A 23,908-nucleotide genomic window follows, 5' to 3' on the forward strand; every position below is an offset into this window, starting at 1 on the left:
CGGCGCGGGGCGGGCGGGGGGGGGCGCCCCCCCCCGGGCCGGGGCCCCCCCCCCGGCCCCGGGCGGGCCCCCCCCCCGCCCCCCACCCCCCCCCCGGGGGGGGGGGCCCCCCCCACCGCCGTGCCGTTCCCGCCCGGGCGGGGGAGTCAGCCGGCGGTATCGGCGGACGGGGGCGTCCAGAGCATGAGGTTGCTCATCAGCTCCGCCTGCTCGATGGCGTCGTCCAGGGCGTGGTGGGTGTGCGGGCGGGTGGAGAGCAGTTCGCGCGGCATCCGGCCCTTGACCGCCGCGCGCAGCGGGACCCGCGCCTTCGTCGCGTACAGGGTCTTCATGTCGAGGCAGCCGGAGTGCCCGAACGGGCTCTCGCCGCCGAAGCTCATCAAGTACCAGTAAAGGAAGGTCCAGTCGAAGGAGGCTGGGTACCCGCACATCACGGGCTGTGCCCCGGCGTCGGCGGAGACCTCCCGTACCCACGCGCGGAACTCCGCCATGGCCGCCGCCGGTTCGGCGCCCTCCCGGAGCAGCCGGTCCCGGTCGAGACCGCTGACAGCGAGCGCCTCGGGTACGTACTGGTCGCTGATCGGGCGGAGTTCGCGGTAGAAGGTCTGCCGTTCGGGGTCCGCGGCCGTATACGAAGCGCCGTCCTGCCGCCCCGCGACGGCGGCCCCGAAGCTGATCATCGAGTACGGACCGGGGATCGGGCCGTCGGCCTCGATGTCGACGGAGATGTAGAGGCTGGGGCGTGCGCTGCGGGCCGGCATGAGCGGGATCATGCCAGCTCGCGCCGCTCCGATCACCCCGATTCCCGGTGCCGGGAGGGTGGGACACCCGCTACGCGGGATTCCGGGGCGAGGACATCCGGTCCACCATCCGTACGACCGTCCGGCGGCTCGCGAGCCGTCCGCTGAAGGCCATGATGCGGTTCATGGATCCGGAGATCACGCTCGGCGGCGGATTCCTGCGGTCCAGCGCCTTCAGCGCGGTGCGCACCACCTCCGCGGAGCTCTGCATCCTGGTGCCGCTGGCGGCGTCCTCCGTGCCGACCACATCGAAGAACTCCGTCTTCGTCGCGCCGGGCGACAGCGCCAGGACGCGCAGCCCGGTGCCCTGGGACTCCTGCCAGAGTGCCTCGGTGAAACTGAGGACGAAGGCCTTGCTGGCGCCGTAGACGGCCATGTTCGGCACGGGCTGGTAGCCGGCCATGCTGGCGACGTTGACCAGGACGCCGTCGCCGCGGCTGCGCAGCGGGCCGATGAAGGTGCGGCTGATGTCGACGACGGCCATCACGTCGAGGCCCACTTCCTGGCGGAGCCGCTTCGGATCCTCGTCGTGGAAGCGCCCGTACGTGCCGAAGCCGGCGTTGTTGATGACGCTGGACACCGTGATCCCGCGCCGCTCGACCTCGGCGGCCAGCAGTTCACCGCACCCCTCGACGGACAGGTCCATGGCGACCGGCTCGACCCTGACGCCGTGCGCCGCCGACAGCTGCCCGGCGAGCTCCTTCAGGCGGTCCTCCCGGCGCGCGACGAGCACGAGGTCGGATCCTCGCGCGGCGAGCTGGCGGGCGAACTCGGCGCCCAGGCCGGAGCTCGCGCCGGTGATCAGGGTGGTCCGGCCCCGGTAGTCGACCGCGTTCACAGTGGCTCTCCTGCCCGTGGATGACATCGTTGGTAACACTGTATGCCCACTTGGCAGTGACTGCCAAGCGGGCAGTTGGGGCAAGGATGGCGGCCCGCCTATATGCTGGCCGGATGGGGATAACCGCAACGCAGCCGAGCCTGTGGGACCGCTCCCGGCAGGCCGTGGTCGCGAGCATCTTCGACACGGCCATGCGGCTCTTCGCCGAGCAGGGGTACGAGGCCACGACCATCGCGCAGATCGCCAAGGAGGCGGGCATCTCCCAGCGGTCGCTGTTCCGGTACTTCGGTACCAAGGAGGACATCGTCTGCGGTGAGCAGGAGGAGCTCGGCGAACTGCTGCGCGCGACGGTGGAGGCCCAGCCCGCCGCCGCCACTCCGTGGGAGGCCCTGCGCGCCGGTTTCGAGGTGCTCATGGAGGCGCACGGCGACCCCGGGCAGCTGCTGGAGATCACGGCGCTGATATTCGACACCCCGCCGCTGCGCGCCCGCTACACGCAGAAGCGGCTGCGCTGGCAGGAGATGGTCCTGCCCGCCGTCACGGCCCGTATGGCCGCCGGGAAGGGCTCGGGCCCGGGCCCGAGCCCGGTCTCCGAGCTGCGCGCCGCGGCGGTCACCGCCACCGTCTTCGCCTGCGTGGACGCCGCGACCGAGGCCTGGGTCCGCGGCGGCGGCAGCGCCGACCTGGCGGCCCTCTACGACGAGGCACTGGCCGCCGTCCGCGGCTGATCCGGAAAAGGGCGCCCGCGGAAGACTCCGCAGGCGCCCGGAACCCGGAACGTACGAATCAGGGGGCGGCGGACGTCAGGAACATGCCCGTGTGGTCGGCTCCGGCGGTGTTCTTGCAGCTGGACGCGGAGTTCGCGGGCTGGGCGACGGCGAGGTTCAGGCAGCGCCCGACCGCCAGCTGGCCGAAGTAGTTCGGGTGCATGGACTCCTGGACCGGCCCCTGCGTCTCGCTGCTGTCGATCCAGCGTGCCCACTCGCTCGTTTTCGCCGACGCGGGCGCCGAGCTGCTCACCAGCTTGCTGGCCTTCGCGCACACCTCACGGCCCTGCATCATGTCCCGCAGGTCCAGGAACTGCACGCCCTTGGCGGCGGCAACTCCCTTGAGGCGGCCCGCGATCTGCGGCACGAGCGAGTCGCGCGCCCAGTCCGAGTCCCGGTTCCAGAACGGGCAGCCGCCGGAGTTGAGGCGGCTCCAGTCGCTCTGCGTGTACCGGTTCTCGGCGCCGCGCGGGATCGGCGACGGGTAGGACTGGAGCACGATCCGGTACGAGGAGTCGGTGTACCCGGCGGCCCGCATCACGGCGCGGATCTCGTCCACCGACTTGCCGACGTTCGCCATGACCGCGTCCATCTTCTGGTCGACCCCGTACTGCTGGTCGTCGTAGCAGTACGAGCCCCACAGGACGAAGTCGAGGGCGCACTCCTTGATGATGTCGGCGAAGCCGAGGTCGTTTCCGCCGATGGACAGGGCGATGACCTTGACGTTGTCGGCCGCGGCCACGGTGGCGAGCTGATCGGCCTGGGGGGCCTCGCCCTTGAAGACCACGCCGCCGTTGGAGGCGCGGAAGACGTTCTCGGAAGTGGCCCCGGAGCAGGCCAGGTTCACGGCCACGTCGGCGATCGCCCCGGCGCTCGTGACCTCGGCGGAGTCGGAGCGGTGGCACCCCCCGGCGGTGCTCCCGTACACCTTGGCGGGGTCGTAGGTGTTCCCGGAGACCCAGGCGCGGTCGGTCCCGGTGCGATCCCCGCTGTTGGTCAGGCTGTTGCCCTTCCAGCGGCCGGCCTCGCCGGAGATGTAGCTGTCGCCCATGGACACCACGGCGGTGGGCCCGGTCCCGGGGCTGGCCACGGAGGTCCCGGCGGAGCCGGCGACCAGAGCGCTGACGGCGAGCGGCAGAACCATCCCGACCCCGGCGAGCCGTCGCACTCGTCTACGGGCCGGGTCCTTGCTGGCGTTGCGGAATCCGATCACGGCGGAACTCCTGCGGTCGGCCATGCCCAAGCCGAAGAGAACTCCGGTGCATGGCTGGGAAAGTGGGGGTACCGCCGGCCGGTGGCATCGGAAAGGTGACATGCAGCGTGTTGTTACCGCTAGGTAGCCGCAGATTACGATGACGTAACGACCGACCGGTCGTTCGGGCCCTCAACATTCCGCTTCCGCGGCCGAGTTCCACCGATCGCGCCGCGGCGCGCCGAGGTGCGCCGCTCGAAGTCCCGCACCCGCGCGTGGAAACGCCTCCGCCCCCGAGGCCTGGGGCCTTGGGGGCGGAGGTGGGGTCGGCCGCTGTGCGGGCGGTGGGGAGACCGGGGGTCAGCCGACCAGTTGGTCGTAGGCCGGGAGGGTGAGGAAGTCCGCGTAGTCCGCGTCCAGGGAGACCTGGAGGAGGAGGTCGTGGGCCTGCTGCCACTTTCCGGCCGCGAAGGCCTCCTCGCCGATCTCGGCGCGGATCGCGGTCAGTTCCCCGGCGGCGATCTCGCGGGTGAGGTCGGCGGTGGCCGTCACGGGTTCGCCGTCGTGCTCGAAGACGACACCCGCGTTGATCCACTGCCAGATCTGCGAGCGGGAGATCTCGGCGGTGGCCGCGTCCTCCATCAGGCCGAAGATGCCGACCGCGCCCAGGCCGCGCAGCCAGGCCTCGATGTAGCGGATGCCGACCTGGACGGCGTTGCGCAGGCCCTCGTACGTCGGCCTCGCGTCCAGCGAGTCGATCGCGATGAGCTCGCCCGGGGCCACCGAGACGTCCTCGCGCAGCCGGTCCTTCTGGTTCGGCTTCTCGCCGAGGACCGCGTCGAAGGAGGCCATCGCGATCGGCACCAGGTCGGGGTGGGCGACCCACGAGCCGTCGAAGCCGTCGCCCGCCTCACGGTCCTTGTCGGCCTTGACCTTCTCGAACGCGATCCGGTTGACCTCGGCGTCCTTGCGGGACGGGATGAAGGCCGCCATGCCGCCGATGGCGTGCGCGCCGCGCTTGTGGCAGGTGCGGACCAGGAGTTCGGTGTACGCCCGCATGAACGGGGCGGTCATCGTCACCGCGTTGCGGTCCGGGAGGACGAACTTCTCGCCGCCGTCGCGGAAGTTCTTCACGATCGAGAACAGGTAGTCCCAGCGGCCCGCGTTCAGGCCCGCCGCGTGGTCGCGCAGCTCGTAGAGGATCTCCTCCATCTCGTACGCGGCCGTGATGGTCTCGATCAGGACGGTCGCGCGGACCGTGCCCTGCGGGATGCCGACGTAGTCCTGGGAGAAGACGAAGATCTCGTTCCAGAGGCGCGCCTCCAGGTGCGACTCCGTCTTCGGCAGGTAGAAGTACGGGCCCTTGCCGAGCTCGATGAGGCGCTTGGCGTTGTGGAAGAAGTACAGGCCGAAGTCGACCAGCGCACCGGGGACCGGGCGGCCCTCGACCTGGAGGTGGCGCTCCTCCAGGTGCCAGCCGCGCGGGCGCATCACCACGGTCGCCAGCTGCTCGGTCGGCTTGAGGGCGTACGACTTGCCCGTGCGCGGGTCCGTGAAGTCGATGCGGCGCTCGTAGGCGTCGATGAGGTTGAGCTGGCCGGTGACGACGTTCTCCCAGGTGGGGGCGGAGGCGTCCTCGAAGTCGGCGAGCCAGACCTTGGCGCCCGAGTTCAGGGCGTTGACGGTCATCTTGCGGTCGGTCGGACCGGTGATCTCCACACGGCGGTCGTTCAGCGCGGCCGGCGCCGGCGCGACCTTCCACTCGCCCTCGCGGACCTGTGCGGTGTCCGGGAGGAAGTCGAGGTGGGAGGTGCGGGCGATTTCGGCGCGGCGCTCACCGCGGCGGGCGAGGAGCTCGTCACGGCGGGGCGTGAACCGCCGGTGGAGCTCGGCCACGAACGCGAGGGCCGCCTCGGTCAGGACTTCGTCCTGCCGGGGCAGGGGCTCGGCGTCGACGATGGCCAGCGATGACGGCGCTGGTGCGGACATATCTGTCACTCCTTCAGCGGCGGTGCCTGGCGGCCGCGGGGAATGCTCGCGCAGGACGGCACGCAGTGCCGTCGGGTGTGGAGAGTTCCGGGATACGGTCGCGGGCGCCGTCTGGGGGTTCAGGGCGCTTCTGACCAGTGGATAGTAATTTCCTTATGGTGGAAGTTCAATGGTTTGTTGATGTCGAGATTCTCTGAGTCGACAGAGTCCTGCGCCCGGTGGCCCTCAGTGCCACCTTCGTCACTGCCCGCTCAACTGCCCCTGGGTCGCCGCTCAAGCGAGTCGTGCCAGGTCGGGCGGGGTGTCGATGTCGAAGGCCTCGGCGATGTCCCCGCACTCCACCAGCGTGAGCTCGTCCGCGTGATCTGTCAGGTGCACCCGCGCGCCCTTGTCCCCCGTCGCCGTCGCCGCGATGTCGGCCCAGCGGTCCGCGCCGAAGAGCACCGGATGCCCGCGCTCCCCGCCGTACGCCGCCGCCACCAGGCTCGCGGGGGAGCGGTACGCCTCCCGGACCCGGGCCACGGCCGCCGGCCCGATCCCCGGCTGGTCCACCAGTGAGACGAGGGCCGCGCGGGCGCCCGTACCGGCGAGCGAGGCGAGGCCGACGCGCAGGGACGAGCCCATCCCCTCCGCCCAGTCGGGGTTGTCCACGACCACGCAGCCGGTCAGGTCCGCCCGCTCGCGGACCTCGGCCGCGGAGGCGCCGAGCACCACGTGGAGCGGACCGCAACCCGCCTCGCGCAGCACCCGTACCGCGTTCTCGACCAGCGGGCGGCCGCGGTACGGGAGCAGGGCCTTGGGGCGGCCGCCCAGGCGACGGCCGCCGCCCGCGGCGAGGAGCAAGCCGGCGATCACCGGGCTCGAGGGTGTGTGCGCGTCGTTGGCTGGCATGTCAGCGATTCTCGCCCCTGCGGGCCGGTGCGTGGCCGCCGCGTCAGGAGGCGTCGTACGCGGGCCAGCGCGGGCCCGAGCCGCAGCGGCTCGGAGATCCGGTTCTCGGCGGCGGCCACCAGGGCGCGTTCGTCGCGGTCGGTCAGGCGGGAGGGCGGGGTCGGCGCGGTCGTCGCGGTCGACGCGGTGAGCGGGGTCAGCGGGATCCGCGGGGTCGCCATGGCGGTCTCCTTGCCAATCGGGGGCCAATACCGCGAGTCTGGACCTCGATTGGTCTGGTCGGCAGAGCCAATCAGGGGAGGTTGGCATGGCAAACGGGCGAGTCGTCCAGACGGCGGACAGAACCCTCGGCAGTCGCCAGCTCGCGGCGCTGCTGCCCTCGGAGGTGCTGGCCCGCCCCGGCTACCGGTCCCTCGCCGACTCCGTGCGGACGCTGATCCTCGACGGCCGGATCGCCCTGCACGTACGGCTGCCCGCCGAGCGCGAGCTCGCCGAGGCGCTCGGCGCCAGCCGGGCCACCGTCACCGGGGCCTACGACCTGCTGCGCGAGAGCGGCTACGTCCGCAGCCGGCGCGGCTCCGGCACCTGGACCGAGCTCCCCGAGGGCCACGGCCCGGTCGGCGCGCACCTGCTGGCCGGCTCCGGCGGGTACCTGTCCGACGGGGAACCCGGGATCGACCTGGCCATCGCCGCCCTCGGCGCCCCGGAAGGCAGCCTCACCGAGGCCCTCGCCTGGGCCGCGCCCCGGCTGCCCGCGCTCGCCCGGACCCCCGGCTACCACCCCTTCGGCCTGCCGGACCTGCGCGGTGCCATCGCCGAGCGGTTCACCCGGCGCGGGCTTGCGACCCGCCCCGGGCAGATCCTGGTCACGGCCGGCGCCCAGCAGGCGTTCTCGCTGGTCGTGAGCCTGCTGTGCGGGCCCGGGGACCGGGTGGTGACCGAGAACCCCACGTACGCGAACGCCCTCGACGCGCTGCGGCAGGCGCGGCTGCGCACCGGGTCGATCGCCGTCTCCGACGCGGGCTGGGACATGGAGATCGCCGAGTCCACGCTGCGGCAGACCGTGCCGAGGGTGGCGTACGTGATCCCGGACTTCCACAATCCGACGGGCCTGCTGATGCCGCAGGAGCAGCGGCTGCGGCTGCTGGCCGCGACGCGGCGGACCGGGACGTGGCTGGTGGTCGACGAGACCATCGCCGACATCGCCCTGGACGTACCGGCGCCGGCGCCGCTGGCCTCGCTGGCGCCGAGGGGCGGGGCGGAGCACGTGGTGACGATCGGCTCGCTCAGCAAGACGCACTGGGGCGGGCTGCGGGTGGGGTGGGTCCGCGCCACCGCCAAGATGATCACGGAGCTGACGGCGGTGAAGGTGGCCGCGGACATGACGGGGTCGGTACTGGACCAGCTGGTGGCGCTGCCGCTGCTGGAGGGGCTGGAGCGGACGCTGCCGGCGCGGCTCGCACAGTTGCGGGGGCAGCGGGAGGCGTTGGAGCGGGCGCTGGAGCGGCACACTCCGGAGTGGTCGTGGGAGCGGGGGCCGGGCGGGCTGTCGCTGTGGGTGGATCTGGGGGAGCCGGTGAGCTCGGCGCTGGCGGAGCGGGCCGGCGCCTGCGGCGTGCACATCGGGCGGGGGGCGCGGTTCGGGGTGGATCCGGGGACGTTCGAGCACCGGCTGCGGATTCCGTACACGCTGGCCGCCGATCGCCTGGACGAGGCCGTTCGCCGGCTGGCGGCCGCCCTCCACGACGGCGTCCCCCTGACCCCCGCCGTGGAGCGGCCGCACTGGGTGGCGTGAGCCCGGTCGGCGGGCGTGGGAGGCCGGCCCGGCGAGGCCGGATGTGCCGGATCGGTTACGGGGTGCGGATCAGGCGGCGGGTGGCGGCCGTGGCCACCGCCGAGGTGCGGGAGTCGACGCCGAGCTTGGCGTAGATGTGGACCAGGTGGGATTTGACCGTGGCCTGGCTCAGGAAGAGCTTTTTGGAGATCTGCTGGTTCGACAGGCCGTCCGCGACCAGCTGGAGCACCTCCAGCTCCCGCTTCGTCAGTGCCTGCGCCGGCAGCCGCATGCGGTCCATCAGGCGCAGGGCCACCGCCGGGGCCAGCGCCGACTGGCCCGCCGCCGCCGTGCGCACCGCCGCCGCCAGCTCCTCCGGCGGGGCGTCCTTCAGCAGGTAGCCAGAGGCGCCCGCCTCCACCGCCGCCAGGATGTCGGCGTCCGTGTCGTACGTGGTCAGCACCAGGACCCGGGGCGCCCCGGGCCGGGCCGTGATCGCCGCCGTCGCCGCCGAGCCGTGCATGCCCGTACCGAACTGGAGGTCCATCAGGACCACGTCCACCGGCTCGGAGGCGGCCAGTTCCACCGCCCGCTCGGCGGTGGCGGCCTCCGCGACCACCGCGAAGTCCGGTTCGGTGTCCAGCACCGCGCGCAGCCCGGCCCGGACCACCGGGTGGTCGTCGGCCAGCAGCAGGCGGATCGTCATCAGGATGCCTCCAGGGGCAGCGGCAGGGTGACGGCCACGGCGGTGCCCTGGCCCGGCGCGGACTCCACGGTGAACAGCCCGCCCAGCGTCTCGGCCCGCGAGCGCATCGCGGGCAGCCCGAACCCGCCCTCGCCGGAGGGGGCCGAGGAGGGGTCGAAGCCGGTGCCGTCGTCGACGATGTCCAGCGTCACCGAGGCGTCCATGAAGGTCAGCGTGATCTCGGCGCGGTCCGCGCGGGCGTGCCGGACGACGTTGGCCAGCGCCGACTGGGCGATGCGGAGCAGGGCGACCTCGTACGGGGTGGGCAGGACCCGGGGCGGGCCGCTCAGGCAGAACCGGACGCGCGGCCCCGGCGCGGCCGTGCACAGCCGCTCCAGCGCGGCGGCGAGGGACCCGTGCTCCAGGTCGGGCGGGGTGAGCGCCCGTACGAACCGCCGTGCCTCGGCGAGGTTCTCCTGGGCGGCCTCCCGGGCCTGCGCGATGTGCGCGAGGGCTGCCGCCCGGGGGTCGGCGGGGCCGACCTCGGCGAGGGAACGTTCCGCCGCGCGGAGCAGGAGCTGGATCGAGGACAGGCCCTGGGCCAGGGTGTCGTGGATCTCGCGGGCCAGGCGTTCCCGCTCCGCCAGGATCCCGGCGTTCCGTTCGGCCGCGGCCAGTTCGGCCCGGGTGGCGATGAGCTCCTCGATCAGCTCGCGGCGGCGCTCGCTCTCGCGGTACAGCGCCTGGTAGCCCAGTACGGTCGCCACCGCCACGGCCCCGCCGAGCAGCGGTCCGAGGAAGGCCCCCGGCGAGACCGCACCGCTCTGCGCGTGCGCCAGGAAGCCGCCGATCGCCGCGCACGCCGTCACCGCGACGGCCGCGATGCCCCAGCGCAGCCGCAGCAGGTGCAGCTCCAGGAAGTACAGCGGGAACGCGATCCACAGCCCGTCGGGGGAGAGGACCAGCAGCCCCGCCCAGGCCGCGCCCAGCCCGGCCAGCCACACCGCCCCGGCGCGCGGCGAGCGGTGCACCGAGGGCGCCAGTACGCCCCCCGCGTACACCGCGGCCAGCACCGCACAGGCGGCCACCACCCAGCCGGCCTCCGGCGCGGAGTCGGTGACGGCCCGCCCGGCGGCCAGCGCGAGCAGCCCGAACAGCAGCGCGTGCAGGCACAGGCGCAGCACGCGCGAGACGGGGGTGAGGGGGCGCGGAGCGGGGGATTCAGGAGCAGTGGCCATGGCCCGACCAGCGTAAGCGCGGGTCGGCGGGGCCCGGTCAATCGAAAGTTTGATGTCCGGATGCGTCGTTCGATACCAGGATCGCTACCGTGGCGCGATGCCTTGTGTCCACGCGGAAGACCAGGGTGGGGATCATGTTCGTCGCATGGAGAGATCTACGGTTCGCGAAGGGCCGCTTCGCCCTCATGGGCTCGGTCGTACTGCTGATCACGCTGCTGGTCGGCCTGCTGTCCGGGCTCACCGCCGGCCTGGCCCGGGAGAACGTCTCGGCCGTCACCGGGCTGCCCGCCGGCCACCTGGCCTTCGCCGCGCCCACCGGGGACCAGAAGGTGTCCTTCACCAACTCCCAGGTGTCCGAGAAGGCCTGGCAGGCCTGGCGGGCCCAGCCCGAGGTGAAGTCGGCCGAGCCGCTCGGCATCCGCACCACCAACGCGTCGGCGGGCGCCCGCACCGCCGCGGTCTCCGTCTTCGGCGTCGACCCGGCCGGCCCCCTCCCGCCGCGCGGCAGCGGCCTCGCCCAGGGGCAGGTGGTCCTCACCGAGAAGGCCGCCAAGGAGCTCGGCGGCCTGAGCGCGGGCGGCAAGCTGAAGATCGGCCCGCTGGAACTTGCCGTGGCCGCCGTCTCCGGCACCGCCGCCTACAGCCACACCCCGGTCGTCTGGATGGACCTGAACGACTGGCAGCGCATCGGCAACCCGGGCACCTCCATCGACACCCTCGCCACCGTGATCGCGCTCGACACCGCCGGGTCGGCGGACCTCGCCGCCGGCGACAAGGCGGCCGGCACGAAGGCTCAGACCATCGACGAGGCACTCGGCGCCATAGGGTCCTACCAGGCCGAGAACGGCTCGCTCCAGCTCATGCGCGGCTTCCTCTTCGCCATCTCGGCCCTGGTCATAGGGGCCTTCTTCACCGTGTGGACGATCCAGCGCAGCGGTGACATCGCCGTGCTGAAGGCACTGGGCGCCTCCACCCCGTACCTGCTGAAGGACGCCCTCGGCCAGGCCGTCGTCATGCTCGCGATCGGCACCGGGCTCGGTACGGCGCTCGCCGCCGGGTTCGGCGCGCTGATCAGCGGCGGCAACGTCCCCTTCGTCCTCGACACGGCGACCGTGCTGGCGCCCGCCGCGATCATGATCGCGCTCGGCGCGCTGGGCGCGGCCCTGTCCATCCGGCGGATCACCGCCGTCGACCCCCTGACCGCCCTCGGGAGCGCCCGATGACCCTGCTCGTGCACGACGTCACGCTCACCTACCCGGACGGCGAGAGCCGGCTCACCGCCCTCGACCGGGTCCGCCTGGAGGTGCCCCCGGGCACCCTGACCGCGGTGATCGGGCCCTCCGGCTCGGGCAAGTCCAGCCTGCTGGCCGTCGCCGCCACCCTGGTCACCCCGGACTCCGGGCAGGTGGTGGTGGCCGGCCAGGACACCGCCCGGCTGAGCGCGGCCGAGAAGTCGGCCCTGCGCCGAGAGAAGATCGGCATCGTCTTCCAGCAGCCGAACCTGCTGGCCTCGCTCACCGCCGCCGAGCAGCTCCAGGTGATGACCCACCTCTCGGGCCGCCCCTCGCGGGCGCTGCGCCGCCGGGCGCTGGAACTGCTGGACGCGGTGGGGCTGGCCGACAAGGCCGACAAGCGGCCCCACCAGCTCTCCGGCGGCCAGCGCCAGCGGGTCAACATCGCCCGCGCCCTGATGAACGAGCCGGCCGTGCTCCTGGTCGACGAGCCGACGAGCGCCCTGGACCACGAGCGCGGGGCCGCCGTCCTCGACCTGCTGGTCACCCTGACCCGCGAGCGCTCCACCGCGACCGTGCTGGTCACCCACGACCACGCCCACCTGGAGCGGATGGACCGGACGGCGACGATGGCGGACGGCCGTCTGACGGACTCCGAGTCCGAGACGGTCCCGGCAGCCTGAGCGCCCGTACCTGCGCCAAGGCCCCGGCCCCCTCGCAGCAGAGGGGGCCGGGGCCTTCACGTACGTACGGGACCTACGCGGGGCTCTGGCTCTGCAGTGCCACCGACAGCTCGGCCGCGACGTTCTGCAGGATCGGCACGAAGGACTCGGCCACGGCCTCGGTCACCCGGCCCGCCGGACCCGAGATGGAGATCGCGGCGGCGGTCGGCGAGTTCGGCACCGACACGGCCAGGCAGCGGACTCCTATCTCCTGCTCGTTGTCGTCGACCGCGTAGCCCGCCTTGCGGACCTGCTCCAGGGCCTCCAGGAAGCCCTCGGGCGTGGTGATGGTCTTCTCGGTCGCGGCCGGCATCCCGGTGCGCGCCAGCAGCGCCCGTACCTCGTCGGCGGGCGTGTACGCGAGCAGCGCCTTGCCCACGCCGGTGGAGTGCGGCAGCACCCGGCGGCCGACCTCGGTGAACATGCGCATGGAGTGCTTGGACGGCACCTGGGCGACGTAGACGATCTCGTCCCCGTCGAGCAGGGCCATGTTGGCCGTCTCGCCGGTCTCCTCGACCAGGCGGGCGAGGTACGGCCGCGCCCAGGTTCCCAGCAGGCGCGACGCGGACTCGCCGAGGCGGATCAGCCGGGGGCCGAGGGAGTACCGTCGATTGGGCTGCTGCCGGACGTAGCCGCACGCCACCAGGGTGCGCATGAGGCGGTGGATGGTGGGCAGCGGCAGACCGCTGGCGGTGGAGAGCTCGCTGAGGCCGACCTCGCCCCCGGCATCGGCCATGCGTTCAAGCAGATCGAAGGCGCGCTCAAGGGACTGAACGCCACCGCTGGCGGCGGTGGGCTTTGCGGAAGCGTCGGTGGTGCTGGCGCTGGACGTCGGCACGGCGCGGTCCTTTCGGTGCTGGCAGGCAAGGAAGCAGCCTACCGGTCGGTCGGCGTCGGCCCTAGAGCCGGGTCGAAGCCGTCCCCGCCGGTCAGAGGGGGTTTGTCCGGGTCGCGGACCTCCTCGGAAAGTTACCCGTCCGCCCCCGGTGGTGGTAGCTACATTCTGGATAGTGAAATCTTAATTCCATCCTGTGGAAACATCCAATTGCGGCAGCGGTGTGTCGGTGCTCTGTCCGGCCGCTCTTGACGGGCCCCGGATCGGCGGCGAGACTCCGTCAACAGAACGTTGAATTTCGCTCTGTGGAAGTAGATGGGGAGGTTCCGGCGTGTCCGACGACGTGGAACTGGTACTGCGCTCGACTCGCGTCATCACCCCCGAGGGGACGCGCGCCGCTTCGGTCGCCGTCGCCGCCGGGAAGATCGTCGCCGTACTGCCGCACGACGCCGAGGTACCGGCCGGCGCCCGGTTCGAGGACTTCGGCGACGACGTCCTGCTCCCCGGCCTGGTCGACACCCACGTGCACGTGAACGACCCGGGCCGCACCGAGTGGGAGGGCTTCTGGACCGCCACCCGCGCTGCCGCGGCCGGGGGCATCACCACGATCCTCGACATGCCCCTCAACTCCCTGCCGCCGACCACCACGGTCGACAACCTCCGCGTCAAGCAGGAGGTCGCCCGGACCAAGGCGCACGTGGACGTCGGCTTCTGGGGCGGCGCCCTGCCGGACAACGTCAAGGACCTGCGCCCGCTGCACGACGCCGGCGTCTACGGCTTCAAGTGCTTCCTGTCGCCCTCCGGCGTCGACGAGTTCCCCGAGCTCGACCAGGAGCGGCTGGCCACCTCCCTCGCCGAGATCACCGGCTTCGGCGGCCTGATGATCGTGCACGCCGAGGACCCGCATCACCTGGATTCCGCTCCGGTCGTCCCCGGACCCAAGTACGCCGACTTCCTGGCCTCCCGCCCGCGCGACGCCGAGAACACCGCGATCGGCAACCTGATCGCCCAGGCGAAGCGGCTGAACGCGCGCGTCCACGTACTGCACCTGTCCTCCTCCGACGCGCTGCCGCTGATCGCCGCCGCCAAGGCCGAGGGCGTCCGGATCACCGTCGAGTCCTGCCCGCACTACCTCACCCTCACCGCCGAGGAAGTGCCGGACGGCGCGAGCGAGTTCAAGTGCTGCCCGCCCATCCGCGAGGCCGCCAACCAGGACCTGCTGTGGGACGCGCTCGCCGACGGCACCATCGACTGCATCGTCTCCGACCACTCGCCCTCCACGGCGGACCTGAAGACGAACGACTTCGCCACCGCGTGGGGCGGCATCTCCTCCCTCCAGCTCGGGCTGCCGGCCATCTGGACCGAGGCCCGCCGCCGCGGACGCACCCTGGAGGACGTCGTGCGCTGGATGTCGGCCGCCCCGGCCGCGCTCGCGGGCCTCGCCGGCAAGGGCGCGATCGAGGCCGGCCGCGACGCCGACTTCGCCGTGCTGGCCCCCGAAGAGACCTTCACCGTGGATCCCGCGGAACTGCACCACCGCAACCGGGTCACGGCGTACGCGGGCAAGACCCTGCACGGCGTCGTGAAGTCCACCTGGCTGCGCGGTACGCAGATCGCCGACCACGGCACCCCGACCGAGCCCACGGGCCGACTCCTCGAAAGGCAGAACTGACCAGTGGCGATTGAATCCTTCACCGGTAACGCGAACCCGTACGGAGGCGGCGACCCGTACGCCGACTACCGCACCGCGGACTTCCCGTTCACCCAGCACGCGAACCTCGCCGCGCGTCAGCTCGGCGCGGGCGTCCTCGCCGCCAACGACGAGTTCTTCGCCCAGCGCGAGAACCTGCTCGTCGAGGAGGCCGCGCACTTCGACCCCGAGCACTTCGGCCACAAGGGCAAGGTCATGGACGGCTGGGAGACCCGCCGCCGGCGCGGCGTCTCGGCCGGGCAGCCCTGGCCGACCGCCGAGGACCACGACTGGGCGCTGATCCGCCTCGGCGCCCCCGGCGTCATCCGGGGCATCGTCGTCGACACCGCCCACTTCCGCGGCAACATGCCGCAGGCCGTCTCGGTGGAGGCCGCCTCCGTCGAGGGCTCCCCGACCGCGGAGGAGCTCCTCTCCGACGACGTGAAGTGGACGACCCTCGTACCGCGCACCCCCGTCGGCGGCCACGCGGCCAACGGCTTCGAGGTCGACGTGGAGCAGCGCTTCACGCACCTGCGCCTGAACCAGCACCCGGACGGCGGCATCGCCCGCCTGCGCGTCTACGGCGAGGTCCGCCCCGACCCGAAGTGGCTCGCCGCGCTCGGCACCTTCGACGTGGTCGCCCTGGAGAACGGCGGCTCCGTCCAGGACGCCTCCAACCGCTTCTACTCCCCGCCGACCAACACCATCAACCCGGGCCGCTCCCGCAAGATGGACGACGGCTGGGAGACCGCCCGCCGCCGCGACAACGGCAACGACTGGATCCGCTACCAGCTGGTGGCCGACTCCGAGATCCGTGCCGTCGAGATCGACACCGCCTACCTCAAGGGCAACTCGGCCGGCTGGGCCTCGCTGTCCGTCAAGTCCGGCGAGGAGGGTGAGTGGACGGAGTTCCTGCCGCGCACCCGCCTGCAGCCCGACACCAACCACCGCTTCGTACTGGACACCCCGGCGGTCGGCACCCACGTCCGCATCGACATCTTCCCGGACGGCGGCTTCTCCCGCCTGCGCCTGTACGGCTCGCTGACGGAGGCCGGCGCGGCCGCGCTGACCGCCCGCCACCAGGAGCTGGGCGGCTGACGACGCCCCGTGACCGCCCCGGGGGCCGACACCCCCGGGGCTACGCCGCGTGGCCGCCGTCCACCGCGAACTCGGCGCCCGTCACATAGGCGGCGTCCGGGCCCGCGAGGAAGGACACCAGTCCCGCCACCTCCTGTGCGGTGCCGAAGCGCCCGAGGGCCGTCAGCGCGCTCTGCGCGGCGGCGTGGGGGCCGTCCGCCGGGTTCATGTCGGTGTCCACCGGGCCCGGGTGCACGAGGTTCGCGGTGATGCCGCGCCCGCCGAGCTCCCGCGCCAGCGCCTTGTTCAGGCCGGTCAGCGCGGCCTTGCTCATCGCGTACAGGGTGCCGCCCGGGCCGGGGACCCGTGCGGCCATGCAGCTGCCGATGGTGATGATCCGACCGCCGGTGCCCATCTGCGCGGCCGCGGCCCGGGTGGTCAGGAACACCCCGCGCACGTTGACCGCCAGTACCCGGTCCACATCGGCCGGGGTCAGGGTGTCCAGGGGTCCCAGTACGCCGATGCCGGCGTTGTTGACCAGGGTGTCGATCCGCCCCAGGCCCCGTACGGTCTCCGCCACCGCGGCGACCGCCTGCGCCGGGTCGCCCGCGTCGGCCCGGACCGCCAGGGCGCGCCGGCCGAGCGCCTCGATCCTGCCCACGACCTCGGCCGCGGCCTGCGCGCCGTGGACGTACGTGAGGGCGACGTCGGCCCCGTCCTGCGCCAGCCGCAGGGCGGTGGCCGCCCCGATACCGCGGCTGCCGCCGGTCACCAGTGCCACCACTGCTTCGTTGGTGCTCATGGTCCTTCTCCCTCGTTTCACTGCCCGATAAGTCGTTGCGGGTTCAATGAAATAGGGGGAGGGGAGCGTGCGCTGGCGGGAATCGGACCTCGCGTTCGTGCGCGCCGCGCCGATGAGTTCCGGGGCGGCCGGGAGTCTGAACCCGTGCAGGAGAAACCCGTGCAGGAGACACCGGACGCCAGGAGCGCAGAGACATGGGCAAGCTGACCCTCACCACCTTCCTGACCCTCGACGGCGTGATGCAGGCCCCCGGCGGGCCGGAGGAGGACGCCAGCGGCGGATTCGAGTACGGCGGCTGGCTGGCGCCGCTCGACGACGAGGGCGTGGGTGCGTTCACCACCGAGCTGTTCGACCGGGCCGGGGCCTTCCTGCTCGGGCGCCGGACGTACGAGATCTTCGCCGGCTACTGGCCGAAGAAGACCGACCCCACCGACCCGATCGCGAGCCGGCTGAACGGCCTGCCGAAGTACGTGGCCTCGACCACGCTCAAGGAACCGGCCTGGGCGGGGACCACCGTCATCGACGGGGAGCAGCTCCAGAGCGAGATCATGCGGATCAAGGACGCGCTGGAGGGGAGCCGGGAGCTCCAGGTGCACGGCAGCGGGCAGTTGGCCCAGTGGCTGCTGGCACGGGACCTCGTGGACGAGCTGAACCTGGAGGTGTTCCCCGTCTCCCTGGGCACCGGACGGCGGCTGTTCCCGACGGGCGGGCTGCCGACGGCCTACGAGCTGGCCGCCTCGCGCACGACGCCGAACGGCACCGCCATCCTCACGTACCGCCCGACGGGCCGCGCCACCTTCGCCACCTTCGACTGATCCGCGGGACGCGGGACGCCGGACGCCGGCCGGGGCCCGGGCGGGCCCCGGTGAAACCGCTCGACCGCCATGATCGGCTCCGGTACGGTGAGCCGCGCCCGAGGGAGCCGCCGAAGTCTCCACCCGCTTCACGCCGATGGAGAGTCCCTGGTGAGCTCGCCCGCCCTGCTCGCACGCACCGCCGCCCCCCGCCGCGCCTGGCTCGCCGACCTGCCCGTCCTGGCCGTCGCCGTCGTCTGGGGCGGCAGCTACCTCGCGGCCAAGGGCATCACCACGGCCCACACCGTGATCGCCGTCCTCGTCCTGCGCTTCGCGCTCGTACTGCCCGTACTGGCCGTCGCAGGGTGGCAGCGGCTGCGGGCGCTCACCGCCCGGCAACTGTCCGGTGCGGGCCTGCTGGGCCTCGTACTCGGCGGGATCTTCCTGCTGGAGACGTACGGGGTCGTCCACACCTCCGCCACCAACGCCGGGCTGATCATCAGCCTGACCATGATCTTCACCCCGCTCGCCGAGGCCGCCGTACGCCGCGAGGCCCCCTCGGGCGCCTTCCTCGCGGGCGCCGCGGCCTCCGTCGCCGGCGTCGTCCTGCTCACCCAGGGCGCCGGGTTCTCCGTCCCCGGCGCCGGCGACCTGCTCATCCTCGGCGCGGCCCTCGCCCGTACCCTGCACGTCCTGCTGATGGCGCGGATCAAGGCCGTGCAGGACGCCGACTCGCTGTCGCTGACCACCGTGCAACTCGGCGGCGCCGTCCTCGTCTTCGCCGTACTGGCCGCCGTACCCGGCACCGGCGACAGCCCCTGGGCGACGGCCGCCGCCTTCGGGCCCGCCGAATGGGCGGGGCTCGCCTTCCTCTCCGTCCTCTGCACGCTCTTCGCCTTCTACGTGCAGATGTGGGCCGTACGCCGCTCCTCGCCCTCCCGCGTCAGCCTGCTGCTCGGCACCGAACCCCTGTGGGCGGCCGCCGCGGGCATCGCCGTCGGCGGCGAACACCTCGGCCCGGCCGGGTTCGCGGGCGCCGCGCTCGTCCTCGGCGGCACCGCCTGGGGCCGCCGTGCCATGGCCGGATGATTTCGCAGGATTTCGTAGAGGGCCGTGTGGCCTCGTATGACCTCGTATGACCTCGGCAGTCGTCCAATGTCGGACGCGTGACCGGAAATCGATGGTCCCAGCACCGAGCGGTCACATTAATCTGACCGCATGCCACAACCGGACATCAGCGTGAACGACGCCGACTTCCACGCGGACCCCTACCCCTTCTACGCCCGGCTGCGCGCCGCGGGCCCGGTGCACCAGGTCGAGGTCACCGCCGCCGAGTACGCGCCCACGTTCCTGGTCGTCGGGTACGAAGAGTCCCGCCAGGCCCTGAACCACCCGGGTCTGCTGAAGAACTGGACCGGCAACGAGGTCCTGCCGGGCATCGCGACCACCGCCGCCAACAGCAACATGCTGGAGGCCGACCCGCCGCACCACACCCGGCTGCGCCGCCTGGTCGCCCGCGAGTTCACCCTGCGCCGCGTGCAGGCCATGCGCCCCCGCGTCCAGCGGATCACCGACGAACTGCTCGACGCCATGGCCGCCCGCCCGCAGCGCACGGCCGACCTGATCAAGGCCCTCGCCTTCCCGCTGCCCATGACGGTCATCGGCGAACTCCTCGGCGTCCCCGACCTGGACCGCGAGCGCTTCAGCTACTGGTCCAAGGAGGTCCTCGCGCCCACCTCCCTGACGCCGAGCACCACCGCGCACCAGAAGCTCGGCGACTACCTCGCGGAGCTCGTCGAGGCCAAGGCCGAGGACCCCGGCGAGGACCTGCTCAGCGCCCTCATCCGGACCCGCGACGAGGACGGCGACGCGCTGTCGCCCGACGAGCTGATCGGCATGGCCTTCCTGCTGCTGATCGCCGGCCACGAGACCACCGTCAACCTCATATCCAACGGCACGCGTGCCCTGCTGGCCCACCCGGACCAACTCGCCGCCCTGCGCTCCGACTACGACGGCCTGCTCGACGGCGCCATCGAGGAGATGCTCCGCTACGACGGCCCGGTGCAGAACACCACCTACCGCTACGCCCGCGAGGACATGGAGCTCGGCGGCACCGCCATCCCGGCCGGGGCCACCGTCCTCGTCTCGCTGGCCGGAGCGGACCGCGACCCCGGGCGGTACGAGGCCCCCGACGCGTTCGACATCCGGCGCGCCCCGCAGGGCCACCTCGCCTTCGGGCACGGGCTGCACTTCTGCATCGGCGCCCCGCTCGCCCGCATGGAGGGCCGCATCGCGCTCCGCGGCCTGCTGGAGCGCTTCCCGGACCTGGCCGAGGACCCGGCCGAGGAGGCGCCGACGTACATAGGGGGCAGCCTGATCCGCGGCGTGACCCGGCTCCCGGTGCGCTGGTAGCCGCGCCCGTGGCCGATTCCGTACCGCCCCCGCCCGCGTCCCCGGCGCCCCTACAGGTCCGGGAGCTCCGCCATGCGGACCTGGCGCCGCTCCCGCCGCGACAGCTCGCACGCCTCCGCGATCCGCAGCGCGGCCAGCGCCTCCCGGCCGTCGCACGGGTTGGGGCCCTCGCCGCGCACCAGGCGGACGAAGGCCGCCAGCTCCGCCTCGTACGCGGGGGCGAACCGCTCCAGGAAGCCCGTCCAGGGCTTGCTCGCCGGGGGCGGGCCGTGCGGTTCGGTCGAGGCGATCGGCGTACGGTCGTCCAGCCCCGAGGAGACCTGGTCGAGATCCCCGGCCAGCTCCATCCGCACGTCGTACCCGGCGCCGTTGCAGCGGGTGCCCGTACAGGTGGCCAGCGTCCCGTCGTCCAGGGTGAGGACGGCCACGGCGGTGTCCACGTCGCCGAGCTCGCGGAAGACCGCCGGACCCGCGTCGGAGCCGGTCGCGTACACCTCGGTCACCTCGTGCCCGGTCACCCAGCGGACCATGTCGAAGTCGTGCACCAGGCAGTCCCGGTACAGACCCCCCGACGTCGCCAGGTACGCGGCGGGCGGCGGCGCCGGATCGGCGGTCATCGTCCGTACGGTGTGCAGCCGGCCCAGGGCTCCGGAGCGCACCAGCTCCCGTGCCGTGCGGCAACCCGCGTCGAAGCGGCGCATGAAGCCCAGCTGGAGCACCCCGTCCGCGGCGCCCACCTCGCGCAGCACGGCCAGCGTCCGGGCGAGATCGGTGGCCAGGGGCTTCTCGCAGAACACCGGGAGCCCGCCGCGGACCGCCCGCAGGACCAGCTCGGCGTGCCCGTCGGTGGAGCAGGCCACGACCACGGCGTCCACGCCCCAGGTGAAGACCTGCTCCACGGACGGGGCGGCGGTCGCCCCCAGCCGGTCGGCGAGGCGCGCCGCCCGCGCGGGATCGGCGTCGGCGAGCAGCAGCGAGCCGGCGTCCGGGTGGCGGGCCAGTGCCGCCGCATGGAAGGAGCCGATCCGGCCCGTTCCGATCACCCCGATGCGCATGCAATCAACCTGACCCCCTCACCGGGGGCTGTCAATCCGCCCGACAGTACCCGTATGGCCCAGATGGGCTCGAAGGACCCGATGAACGCACATGGTCCACTGTGGCGGATACTGAGCGGCTGGAACCGTAATGACCGCTTTGGCAGCAGCGGACCGCACAAGACACAGGACGAGGGAAGGGCACGCAGACGTGGCTAGGGTTCGGACAGGGGTACGCGTCGTGGGCGCTGTGCTCGCGGCGGTACTGGGAGCCTCCCTCGTGGGCTGCAGCAGCACGGGCGGCAAGCGCGCCGAGGACCGGGCGAAGGCCGCCCAGGCGGGCCGGCCCGCCGTGTCCACCCCGCGCTGGACCTTCGCGATGGTCACGCACGCGGGAGACGGCGACACCTTCTGGGACATCGTCCAGAAGGGCGCCAAGGAGGCCGCGGCGAAGGACAACATCAACTTCGTCTACGCCCACGACGACCAGGCTCAGCAGCAGGCCCAGTTCGTGCAGAACGCCATCGACCAGAAGGTCGACGGGATCGTGGTGAGCCTGGCCAAGCCCGAGGCGCTCAAGGACGTCATCGGCAAGGCGGTCAAGGCCGGAATCCCGGTGATCACGGTCAACTCCGGATCCGCGCAGTCCGCCGAGTACGGCGCCCTCACCCACATCGGCCAGGACGAGCAGATCGCCGGTGAGGCGGTCGGCACCGAGCTGACCAAGCGCGGCAAGAAGAAGGCCGTCTGCGTCCTGCACGAGCAGGGCAACGTCGGCCACGAGCAGCGCTGCGCCGGGGCGAAGAAGACGTTCGGCGGAACGATGGAGAACCTGTACGTCGAGGGCACCAACATGCCCTCCGTCCAGGCGGCCATTCAGGCGAAGCTCCAGGCCGACCCGTCGGTCGACGCGATCGTCACCCTCGGCGCCCCCTTCGCCCCGACGGCGGTCAAGGCGAAGGACGCGGCGGGCAGCAAGGCCGAGGTCGACACCTTCGACCTCAACGCGTCCGTGGCCCGTGACCTCAAGTCCGGCGCCCTCGGCTTCGCCGTCGACCAGCAGCCCTACCTCCAGGGCTACGAGGCCATCGACCTGCTCTGGCTGTACCGCTACAACGCGAACGTGCTCGGCGGCGGCGGCCCGGTGCTGACCGGCCCGCAGATCGTGACCGCCGACGAGGCGGGCAAGCTGGAGGAGTTCATCAAGCGGGGCAGCCGATGAGCACGGCAACGGCCGTCGACGAGCGGCTCGCACCCACCTCGCTGGTCCGCAAGCTGCTCGGCCGCCCCGAGCTCGGCGCGGTCGTCGGCGCGGCCGCCGTCTTCGTCTTCTTCTCCATCGCCGCGCCCAGCTTCCTGCAGGCCTCCAGCCTGAGCACGATCCTGTACTCGGCCTCCACCATCGGGATCATGGCCTGCCCGGTGGCCCTGCTGATGATCGGCGGCGAGTTCGACCTCTCCGCCGGCGTCATGGTCACCACCTCGGCGCTGGTCAGCTCGATGTTCAGCTACCAGATGACCGCAAACGTGTGGGTGGGCGTCGGGGTGTCCCTGCTGGTCACCCTGGCCATCGGCTTCTTCAACGGGTTCATGCTGACCCGTACCAAGCTGCCGAGCTTCATCATCACGCTCGGCACCTTCCTGATGCTGACCGGCCTGAACCTGGGCTTCACCAAGCTGATCAGCGGCTCCGTCTCGACGAAGACCATCGCCGACATGGAGGGCTTCGACTCCGCCCGCGCGCTCTTCGCCTCGCAGTGGAACGTCGGCTCGGTCACGCTCAAGGTCACCATCCTGTGGTGGCTGGCCCTGGTCGCCGTCGCCACCTGGATCCTGCTGCGCACCCGCGCCGGCAACTGGATCTTCGCGGTCGGCGGCGGGGCGGACGCGGCCCGCGCGACCGGCGTCCCCGTCGTCAAGACCCGGATCGGCCTCTACATGGGCGTCGCCCTGTGCGCCTGGATCTCCGGGCAGCACATCCTCTTCTCGTTCGACGTGGTCCAGTCGGGCGAGGGCGTCGGCAACGAGTTCCTGTACATCATCGCGGCCGTCATCGGCGGCTGCCTGATGACCGGCGGCTACGGCTCCGCCATCGGCTCGGCCGTCGGCGCCTTCATCTTCGGCATGACCAGCAACGGCATCGTGTACGCCCAGTGGAACCCGGACTGGTTCAAGTTCTTCCTCGGCGCGATGCTGCTGCTGGCGACGCTGCTCAACGCATGGGTCCGCAAGCGGGCGGAGGCGAAGTGATGACCGAGACCGTGTCCGCGACCGCGTACGAGAAGTCCTCCGCGCCGGCGCTCGTGAAGATGACCGACGTCAGCAAGTTCTACGGCAACATCCGGGCCCTCCAGGGGGTCTCCCTGGAGGTGCACGCCGGCGAGATCACCTGCGTCCTCGGTGACAACGGCGCCGGCAAGTCCACCCTCATCAAGATCATCGCGGGGTTGCACCGGCACGACGCCGGCCGCTTCGAGATCGAGGGCGAGGAGACCGCCCTCGCCAACCCGCGCGCCGCCCTCGACCACGGCATCGCCACCGTCTACCAGGACCTGGCCGTCGTCCCGCTCATGCCCGTCTGGCGGAACTTCTTCCTCGGCTCCGAGCCCACGAAGGGCCGCGGCCCCTTCCGCCGCCTCGACGTGGAGTTCATGCGCGAGACCACCCGCGCCGAGCTGCTGCGCATGGGCATCGACCTGCGCGACGTGGACCAGCCGATCGGCACCCTGTCCGGCGGCGAGCGGCAGTGCGTGGCCATCGCCCGCGCCGTCTACTTCGGGGCGAAGGTCCTCGTCCTCGACGAACCGACCGCCGCCCTGGGCGTCAAGCAGTCCGGCGTGGTCCTCAAGTACGTCGCCGCGGCCCGCGACGCGGGCCTCGGTGTGGTCCTGATCACGCACAACCCGCACCACGCCTACCTGGTCGGCGACCGGTTCGTGCTGCTCAAGCGCGGCACGATGGCCGGCAGCCACACCCGTGACTCGATCACCCTGGACGAGCTCACCCGGCAGATGGCGGGCGGCTCCGAGCTGGACGAGCTGAGCCACGAACTGGAGCGGGTGGCAGAATCAGGACCGGACCACCCGTCCGGAGCAGCCGATCCGGCGTCCGGCACCACCGCACCCTGAGGACGACA

23 protein-coding genes are annotated in these 23,908 nt (G+C 72.4%); 12 read left to right on the forward strand and 11 right to left on the reverse strand.

Annotated elements, in window-relative coordinates:
- Window positions 1–146 precede the first annotated feature (146 nt).
- Window positions 147–761, reverse strand: coding sequence for a 3'-5' exoribonuclease domain-containing protein (locus ACIQU4_RS09620; protein WP_403727762.1), 615 nt, complete (start codon window positions 759–761; stop codon window positions 147–149).
- Window positions 762–831: 70 nt separating this feature from the next.
- Window positions 832–1,638 (reverse strand): SDR family NAD(P)-dependent oxidoreductase, encoded by an 807-nt coding sequence (locus ACIQU4_RS09625; RefSeq protein ID WP_403727763.1) that lies wholly within the window; start codon window positions 1,636–1,638, stop codon window positions 832–834.
- A 113-nt stretch (window positions 1,639–1,751) separates the two neighbouring features.
- On the opposite strand from ACIQU4_RS09625, the gene ACIQU4_RS09630 reads away from it, so the two are divergent.
- Window positions 1,752–2,366: a TetR/AcrR family transcriptional regulator gene (locus ACIQU4_RS09630; protein ID WP_403727765.1), complete on the forward strand. Its 615-nt coding sequence runs from the start codon at window positions 1,752–1,754 to the stop codon at window positions 2,364–2,366.
- A 58-nt stretch (window positions 2,367–2,424) separates the two neighbouring features.
- Here the strand turns inward: ACIQU4_RS09630 and ACIQU4_RS09635 are convergent, their stop codons facing one another.
- The 4 genes from ACIQU4_RS09635 to ACIQU4_RS09650 form a co-directional block, all read right to left on the reverse strand.
- Window positions 2,425–3,618, reverse strand: coding sequence for a GDSL-type esterase/lipase family protein (locus ACIQU4_RS09635; protein ID WP_403727767.1), 1,194 nt, complete (start codon window positions 3,616–3,618; stop codon window positions 2,425–2,427).
- A gap of 339 nt (window positions 3,619–3,957) precedes the next feature.
- Window positions 3,958–5,586, reverse strand: a complete 1,629-nt coding sequence (gene aceB, locus ACIQU4_RS09640) for a malate synthase A (RefSeq protein ID WP_403727769.1) — start codon at window positions 5,584–5,586, stop codon at window positions 3,958–3,960.
- A gap of 273 nt (window positions 5,587–5,859) precedes the next feature.
- Window positions 5,860–6,477: an NTP transferase domain-containing protein gene (locus tag ACIQU4_RS09645; RefSeq protein WP_403727771.1), complete on the reverse strand. Its 618-nt coding sequence runs from the start codon at window positions 6,475–6,477 to the stop codon at window positions 5,860–5,862.
- The gene (locus ACIQU4_RS09650) at window positions 6,438–6,698 is read right to left on the reverse strand and encodes a hypothetical protein (protein ID WP_403727772.1); all 261 of its coding nucleotides are present in this window, start codon (window positions 6,696–6,698) and stop codon (window positions 6,438–6,440) included. Before ACIQU4_RS09650 ends, ACIQU4_RS09645 begins: the two co-directional genes overlap by 40 nt.
- Before the next feature lie 86 nt (window positions 6,699–6,784).
- Here ACIQU4_RS09650 and ACIQU4_RS09655 point away from each other — a divergent pair, with 86 nt between their 5' ends.
- Complete coding sequence (locus ACIQU4_RS09655) at window positions 6,785–8,272, forward strand: PLP-dependent aminotransferase family protein (RefSeq protein WP_403727774.1); 1,488 nt, start codon at window positions 6,785–6,787, stop codon at window positions 8,270–8,272.
- 55 nt (window positions 8,273–8,327) lie between these two features.
- Here the strand turns inward: ACIQU4_RS09655 and ACIQU4_RS09660 are convergent, their stop codons facing one another.
- Window positions 8,328–8,957: a response regulator gene (locus ACIQU4_RS09660; RefSeq protein ID WP_403727775.1), complete on the reverse strand. Its 630-nt coding sequence runs from the start codon at window positions 8,955–8,957 to the stop codon at window positions 8,328–8,330.
- On the reverse strand, window positions 8,957–10,174 hold the full coding sequence (locus ACIQU4_RS09665; RefSeq protein ID WP_403727777.1) for a sensor histidine kinase: 1,218 nt from the start codon (window positions 10,172–10,174) through the stop codon (window positions 8,957–8,959). The genes ACIQU4_RS09660 and ACIQU4_RS09665 overlap by 1 nt, the downstream gene beginning before the upstream one ends.
- Window positions 10,175–10,308: 134 nt before the next feature.
- Between ACIQU4_RS09665 and ACIQU4_RS09670 the strand changes: the two genes are divergently transcribed.
- Window positions 10,309–11,397 carry an ABC transporter permease gene (locus ACIQU4_RS09670; RefSeq protein ID WP_403727779.1) on the forward strand — a complete coding sequence of 363 codons (1,089 nt, stop codon included), beginning with the start codon at window positions 10,309–10,311 and terminating at the stop codon, window positions 11,395–11,397.
- Entirely contained in the window at window positions 11,394–12,089 is a 696-nt protein-coding gene (locus ACIQU4_RS09675) for an ABC transporter ATP-binding protein (protein WP_403727780.1), read from the forward strand. The genes ACIQU4_RS09670 and ACIQU4_RS09675 overlap by 4 nt, the downstream gene beginning before the upstream one ends.
- 73 nt (window positions 12,090–12,162) lie before the next feature.
- On the opposite strand, the gene ACIQU4_RS09680 is transcribed toward ACIQU4_RS09675, so the two are convergent.
- The gene (locus ACIQU4_RS09680) at window positions 12,163–12,966 is read right to left on the reverse strand and encodes an IclR family transcriptional regulator (protein ID WP_030155279.1); all 804 of its coding nucleotides are present in this window, start codon (window positions 12,964–12,966) and stop codon (window positions 12,163–12,165) included.
- Between the two features lie 328 nt (window positions 12,967–13,294).
- On the opposite strand from ACIQU4_RS09680, the gene allB reads away from it, so the two are divergent.
- Window positions 13,295–14,635 carry an allantoinase AllB gene (gene allB / locus ACIQU4_RS09685; protein ID WP_403727782.1) on the forward strand — a complete coding sequence of 447 codons (1,341 nt, stop codon included), beginning with the start codon at window positions 13,295–13,297 and terminating at the stop codon, window positions 14,633–14,635.
- Between the two features lie 3 nt (window positions 14,636–14,638).
- On the forward strand, window positions 14,639–15,751 hold the full coding sequence (gene alc, locus ACIQU4_RS09690) for an allantoicase (protein ID WP_403727783.1): 1,113 nt from the start codon (window positions 14,639–14,641) through the stop codon (window positions 15,749–15,751).
- Window positions 15,752–15,791: 40 nt separating this feature from the next.
- Here the strand turns inward: alc and ACIQU4_RS09695 are convergent, their stop codons facing one another.
- The gene (locus ACIQU4_RS09695) at window positions 15,792–16,532 is read right to left on the reverse strand and encodes a 3-oxoacyl-ACP reductase family protein (RefSeq protein ID WP_403727785.1); all 741 of its coding nucleotides are present in this window, start codon (window positions 16,530–16,532) and stop codon (window positions 15,792–15,794) included.
- A gap of 194 nt (window positions 16,533–16,726) precedes the next feature.
- On the opposite strand from ACIQU4_RS09695, the gene ACIQU4_RS09700 reads away from it, so the two are divergent.
- From ACIQU4_RS09700 to ACIQU4_RS09710, 3 genes are all read left to right on the forward strand, one after another.
- Window positions 16,727–17,347: a dihydrofolate reductase family protein gene (locus ACIQU4_RS09700; protein WP_403727787.1), complete on the forward strand. Its 621-nt coding sequence runs from the start codon at window positions 16,727–16,729 to the stop codon at window positions 17,345–17,347.
- Between the two features lie 150 nt (window positions 17,348–17,497).
- A complete protein-coding gene (locus tag ACIQU4_RS09705; protein WP_403727789.1) occupies window positions 17,498–18,415 on the forward strand; it encodes a DMT family transporter in 918 nt (305 codons plus the stop codon).
- Between the two features lie 129 nt (window positions 18,416–18,544).
- On the forward strand, window positions 18,545–19,738 hold the full coding sequence (locus tag ACIQU4_RS09710) for a cytochrome P450 (protein ID WP_403727790.1): 1,194 nt from the start codon (window positions 18,545–18,547) through the stop codon (window positions 19,736–19,738).
- 50 nt (window positions 19,739–19,788) lie between these two features.
- Here ACIQU4_RS09710 and ACIQU4_RS09715 read toward each other — a convergent pair whose 3' ends face one another.
- Window positions 19,789–20,793, reverse strand: a complete 1,005-nt coding sequence (locus ACIQU4_RS09715; RefSeq protein WP_403727792.1) for a Gfo/Idh/MocA family oxidoreductase — start codon at window positions 20,791–20,793, stop codon at window positions 19,789–19,791.
- A 220-nt stretch (window positions 20,794–21,013) separates the two neighbouring features.
- Here ACIQU4_RS09715 and ACIQU4_RS09720 point away from each other — a divergent pair, with 220 nt between their 5' ends.
- The 3 genes from ACIQU4_RS09720 to ACIQU4_RS09730 are packed head-to-tail and all read left to right on the forward strand — an operon-like array spanning window position 21,014 to window position 23,900.
- Window positions 21,014–21,994 (forward strand): sugar ABC transporter substrate-binding protein, encoded by a 981-nt coding sequence (locus tag ACIQU4_RS09720; RefSeq protein ID WP_403727793.1) that lies wholly within the window; start codon window positions 21,014–21,016, stop codon window positions 21,992–21,994.
- Window positions 21,991–23,022, forward strand: a complete 1,032-nt coding sequence (locus ACIQU4_RS09725; protein WP_030155264.1) for an ABC transporter permease — start codon at window positions 21,991–21,993, stop codon at window positions 23,020–23,022. Before ACIQU4_RS09720 ends, ACIQU4_RS09725 begins: the two co-directional genes overlap by 4 nt.
- A complete protein-coding gene (locus ACIQU4_RS09730; protein ID WP_403727795.1) occupies window positions 23,022–23,900 on the forward strand; it encodes an ATP-binding cassette domain-containing protein in 879 nt (292 codons plus the stop codon). The genes ACIQU4_RS09725 and ACIQU4_RS09730 overlap by 1 nt, the downstream gene beginning before the upstream one ends.
- Window positions 23,901–23,908 lie beyond the last annotated feature (8 nt).

This window comes from Streptomyces sp. NPDC090741, assembly GCF_044769045.1.
GTDB lineage: Bacteria > Actinomycetota > Actinomycetes > Streptomycetales > Streptomycetaceae > Streptomyces.

What these genes read in the sequence shown, in the direction of transcription:
- ACIQU4_RS09620 (WP_403727762.1), bottom strand. Translation starts at nt 761, where the DNA reads ATGCCGGCCCGCAGCGCACGCCCCAGCCTCTACATCTCCGTCGACATC.
- ACIQU4_RS09630 (WP_403727765.1), top strand. Translation starts at nt 1,752, where the DNA reads ATGGGGATAACCGCAACGCAGCCGAGCCTGTGGGACCGCTCCCGGCAG.
- aceB (WP_403727769.1), bottom strand. Translation starts at nt 5,586, where the DNA reads ATGTCCGCACCAGCGCCGTCATCGCTGGCCATCGTCGACGCCGAGCCC.
- ACIQU4_RS09645 (WP_403727771.1), bottom strand. Translation starts at nt 6,477, where the DNA reads ATGCCAGCCAACGACGCGCACACACCCTCGAGCCCGGTGATCGCCGGC.
- ACIQU4_RS09650 (WP_403727772.1), bottom strand. Translation starts at nt 6,698, where the DNA reads ATGGCGACCCCGCGGATCCCGCTGACCCCGCTCACCGCGTCGACCGCG.
- ACIQU4_RS09655 (WP_403727774.1), top strand. Translation starts at nt 6,785, where the DNA reads ATGGCAAACGGGCGAGTCGTCCAGACGGCGGACAGAACCCTCGGCAGT.
- ACIQU4_RS09660 (WP_403727775.1), bottom strand. Translation starts at nt 8,957, where the DNA reads ATGACGATCCGCCTGCTGCTGGCCGACGACCACCCGGTGGTCCGGGCC.
- ACIQU4_RS09665 (WP_403727777.1), bottom strand. Translation starts at nt 10,174, where the DNA reads ATGGCCACTGCTCCTGAATCCCCCGCTCCGCGCCCCCTCACCCCCGTC.
- ACIQU4_RS09670 (WP_403727779.1), top strand. Translation starts at nt 10,309, where the DNA reads ATGTTCGTCGCATGGAGAGATCTACGGTTCGCGAAGGGCCGCTTCGCC.
- ACIQU4_RS09675 (WP_403727780.1), top strand. Translation starts at nt 11,394, where the DNA reads ATGACCCTGCTCGTGCACGACGTCACGCTCACCTACCCGGACGGCGAG.
- ACIQU4_RS09695 (WP_403727785.1), bottom strand. Translation starts at nt 16,532, where the DNA reads ATGAGCACCAACGAAGCAGTGGTGGCACTGGTGACCGGCGGCAGCCGC.
- ACIQU4_RS09700 (WP_403727787.1), top strand. Translation starts at nt 16,727, where the DNA reads ATGGGCAAGCTGACCCTCACCACCTTCCTGACCCTCGACGGCGTGATG.
- ACIQU4_RS09710 (WP_403727790.1), top strand. Translation starts at nt 18,545, where the DNA reads ATGCCACAACCGGACATCAGCGTGAACGACGCCGACTTCCACGCGGAC.
- ACIQU4_RS09715 (WP_403727792.1), bottom strand. Translation starts at nt 20,793, where the DNA reads ATGCGCATCGGGGTGATCGGAACGGGCCGGATCGGCTCCTTCCATGCG.
- ACIQU4_RS09725 (WP_030155264.1), top strand. Translation starts at nt 21,991, where the DNA reads ATGAGCACGGCAACGGCCGTCGACGAGCGGCTCGCACCCACCTCGCTG.
- ACIQU4_RS09730 (WP_403727795.1), top strand. Translation starts at nt 23,022, where the DNA reads ATGACCGAGACCGTGTCCGCGACCGCGTACGAGAAGTCCTCCGCGCCG.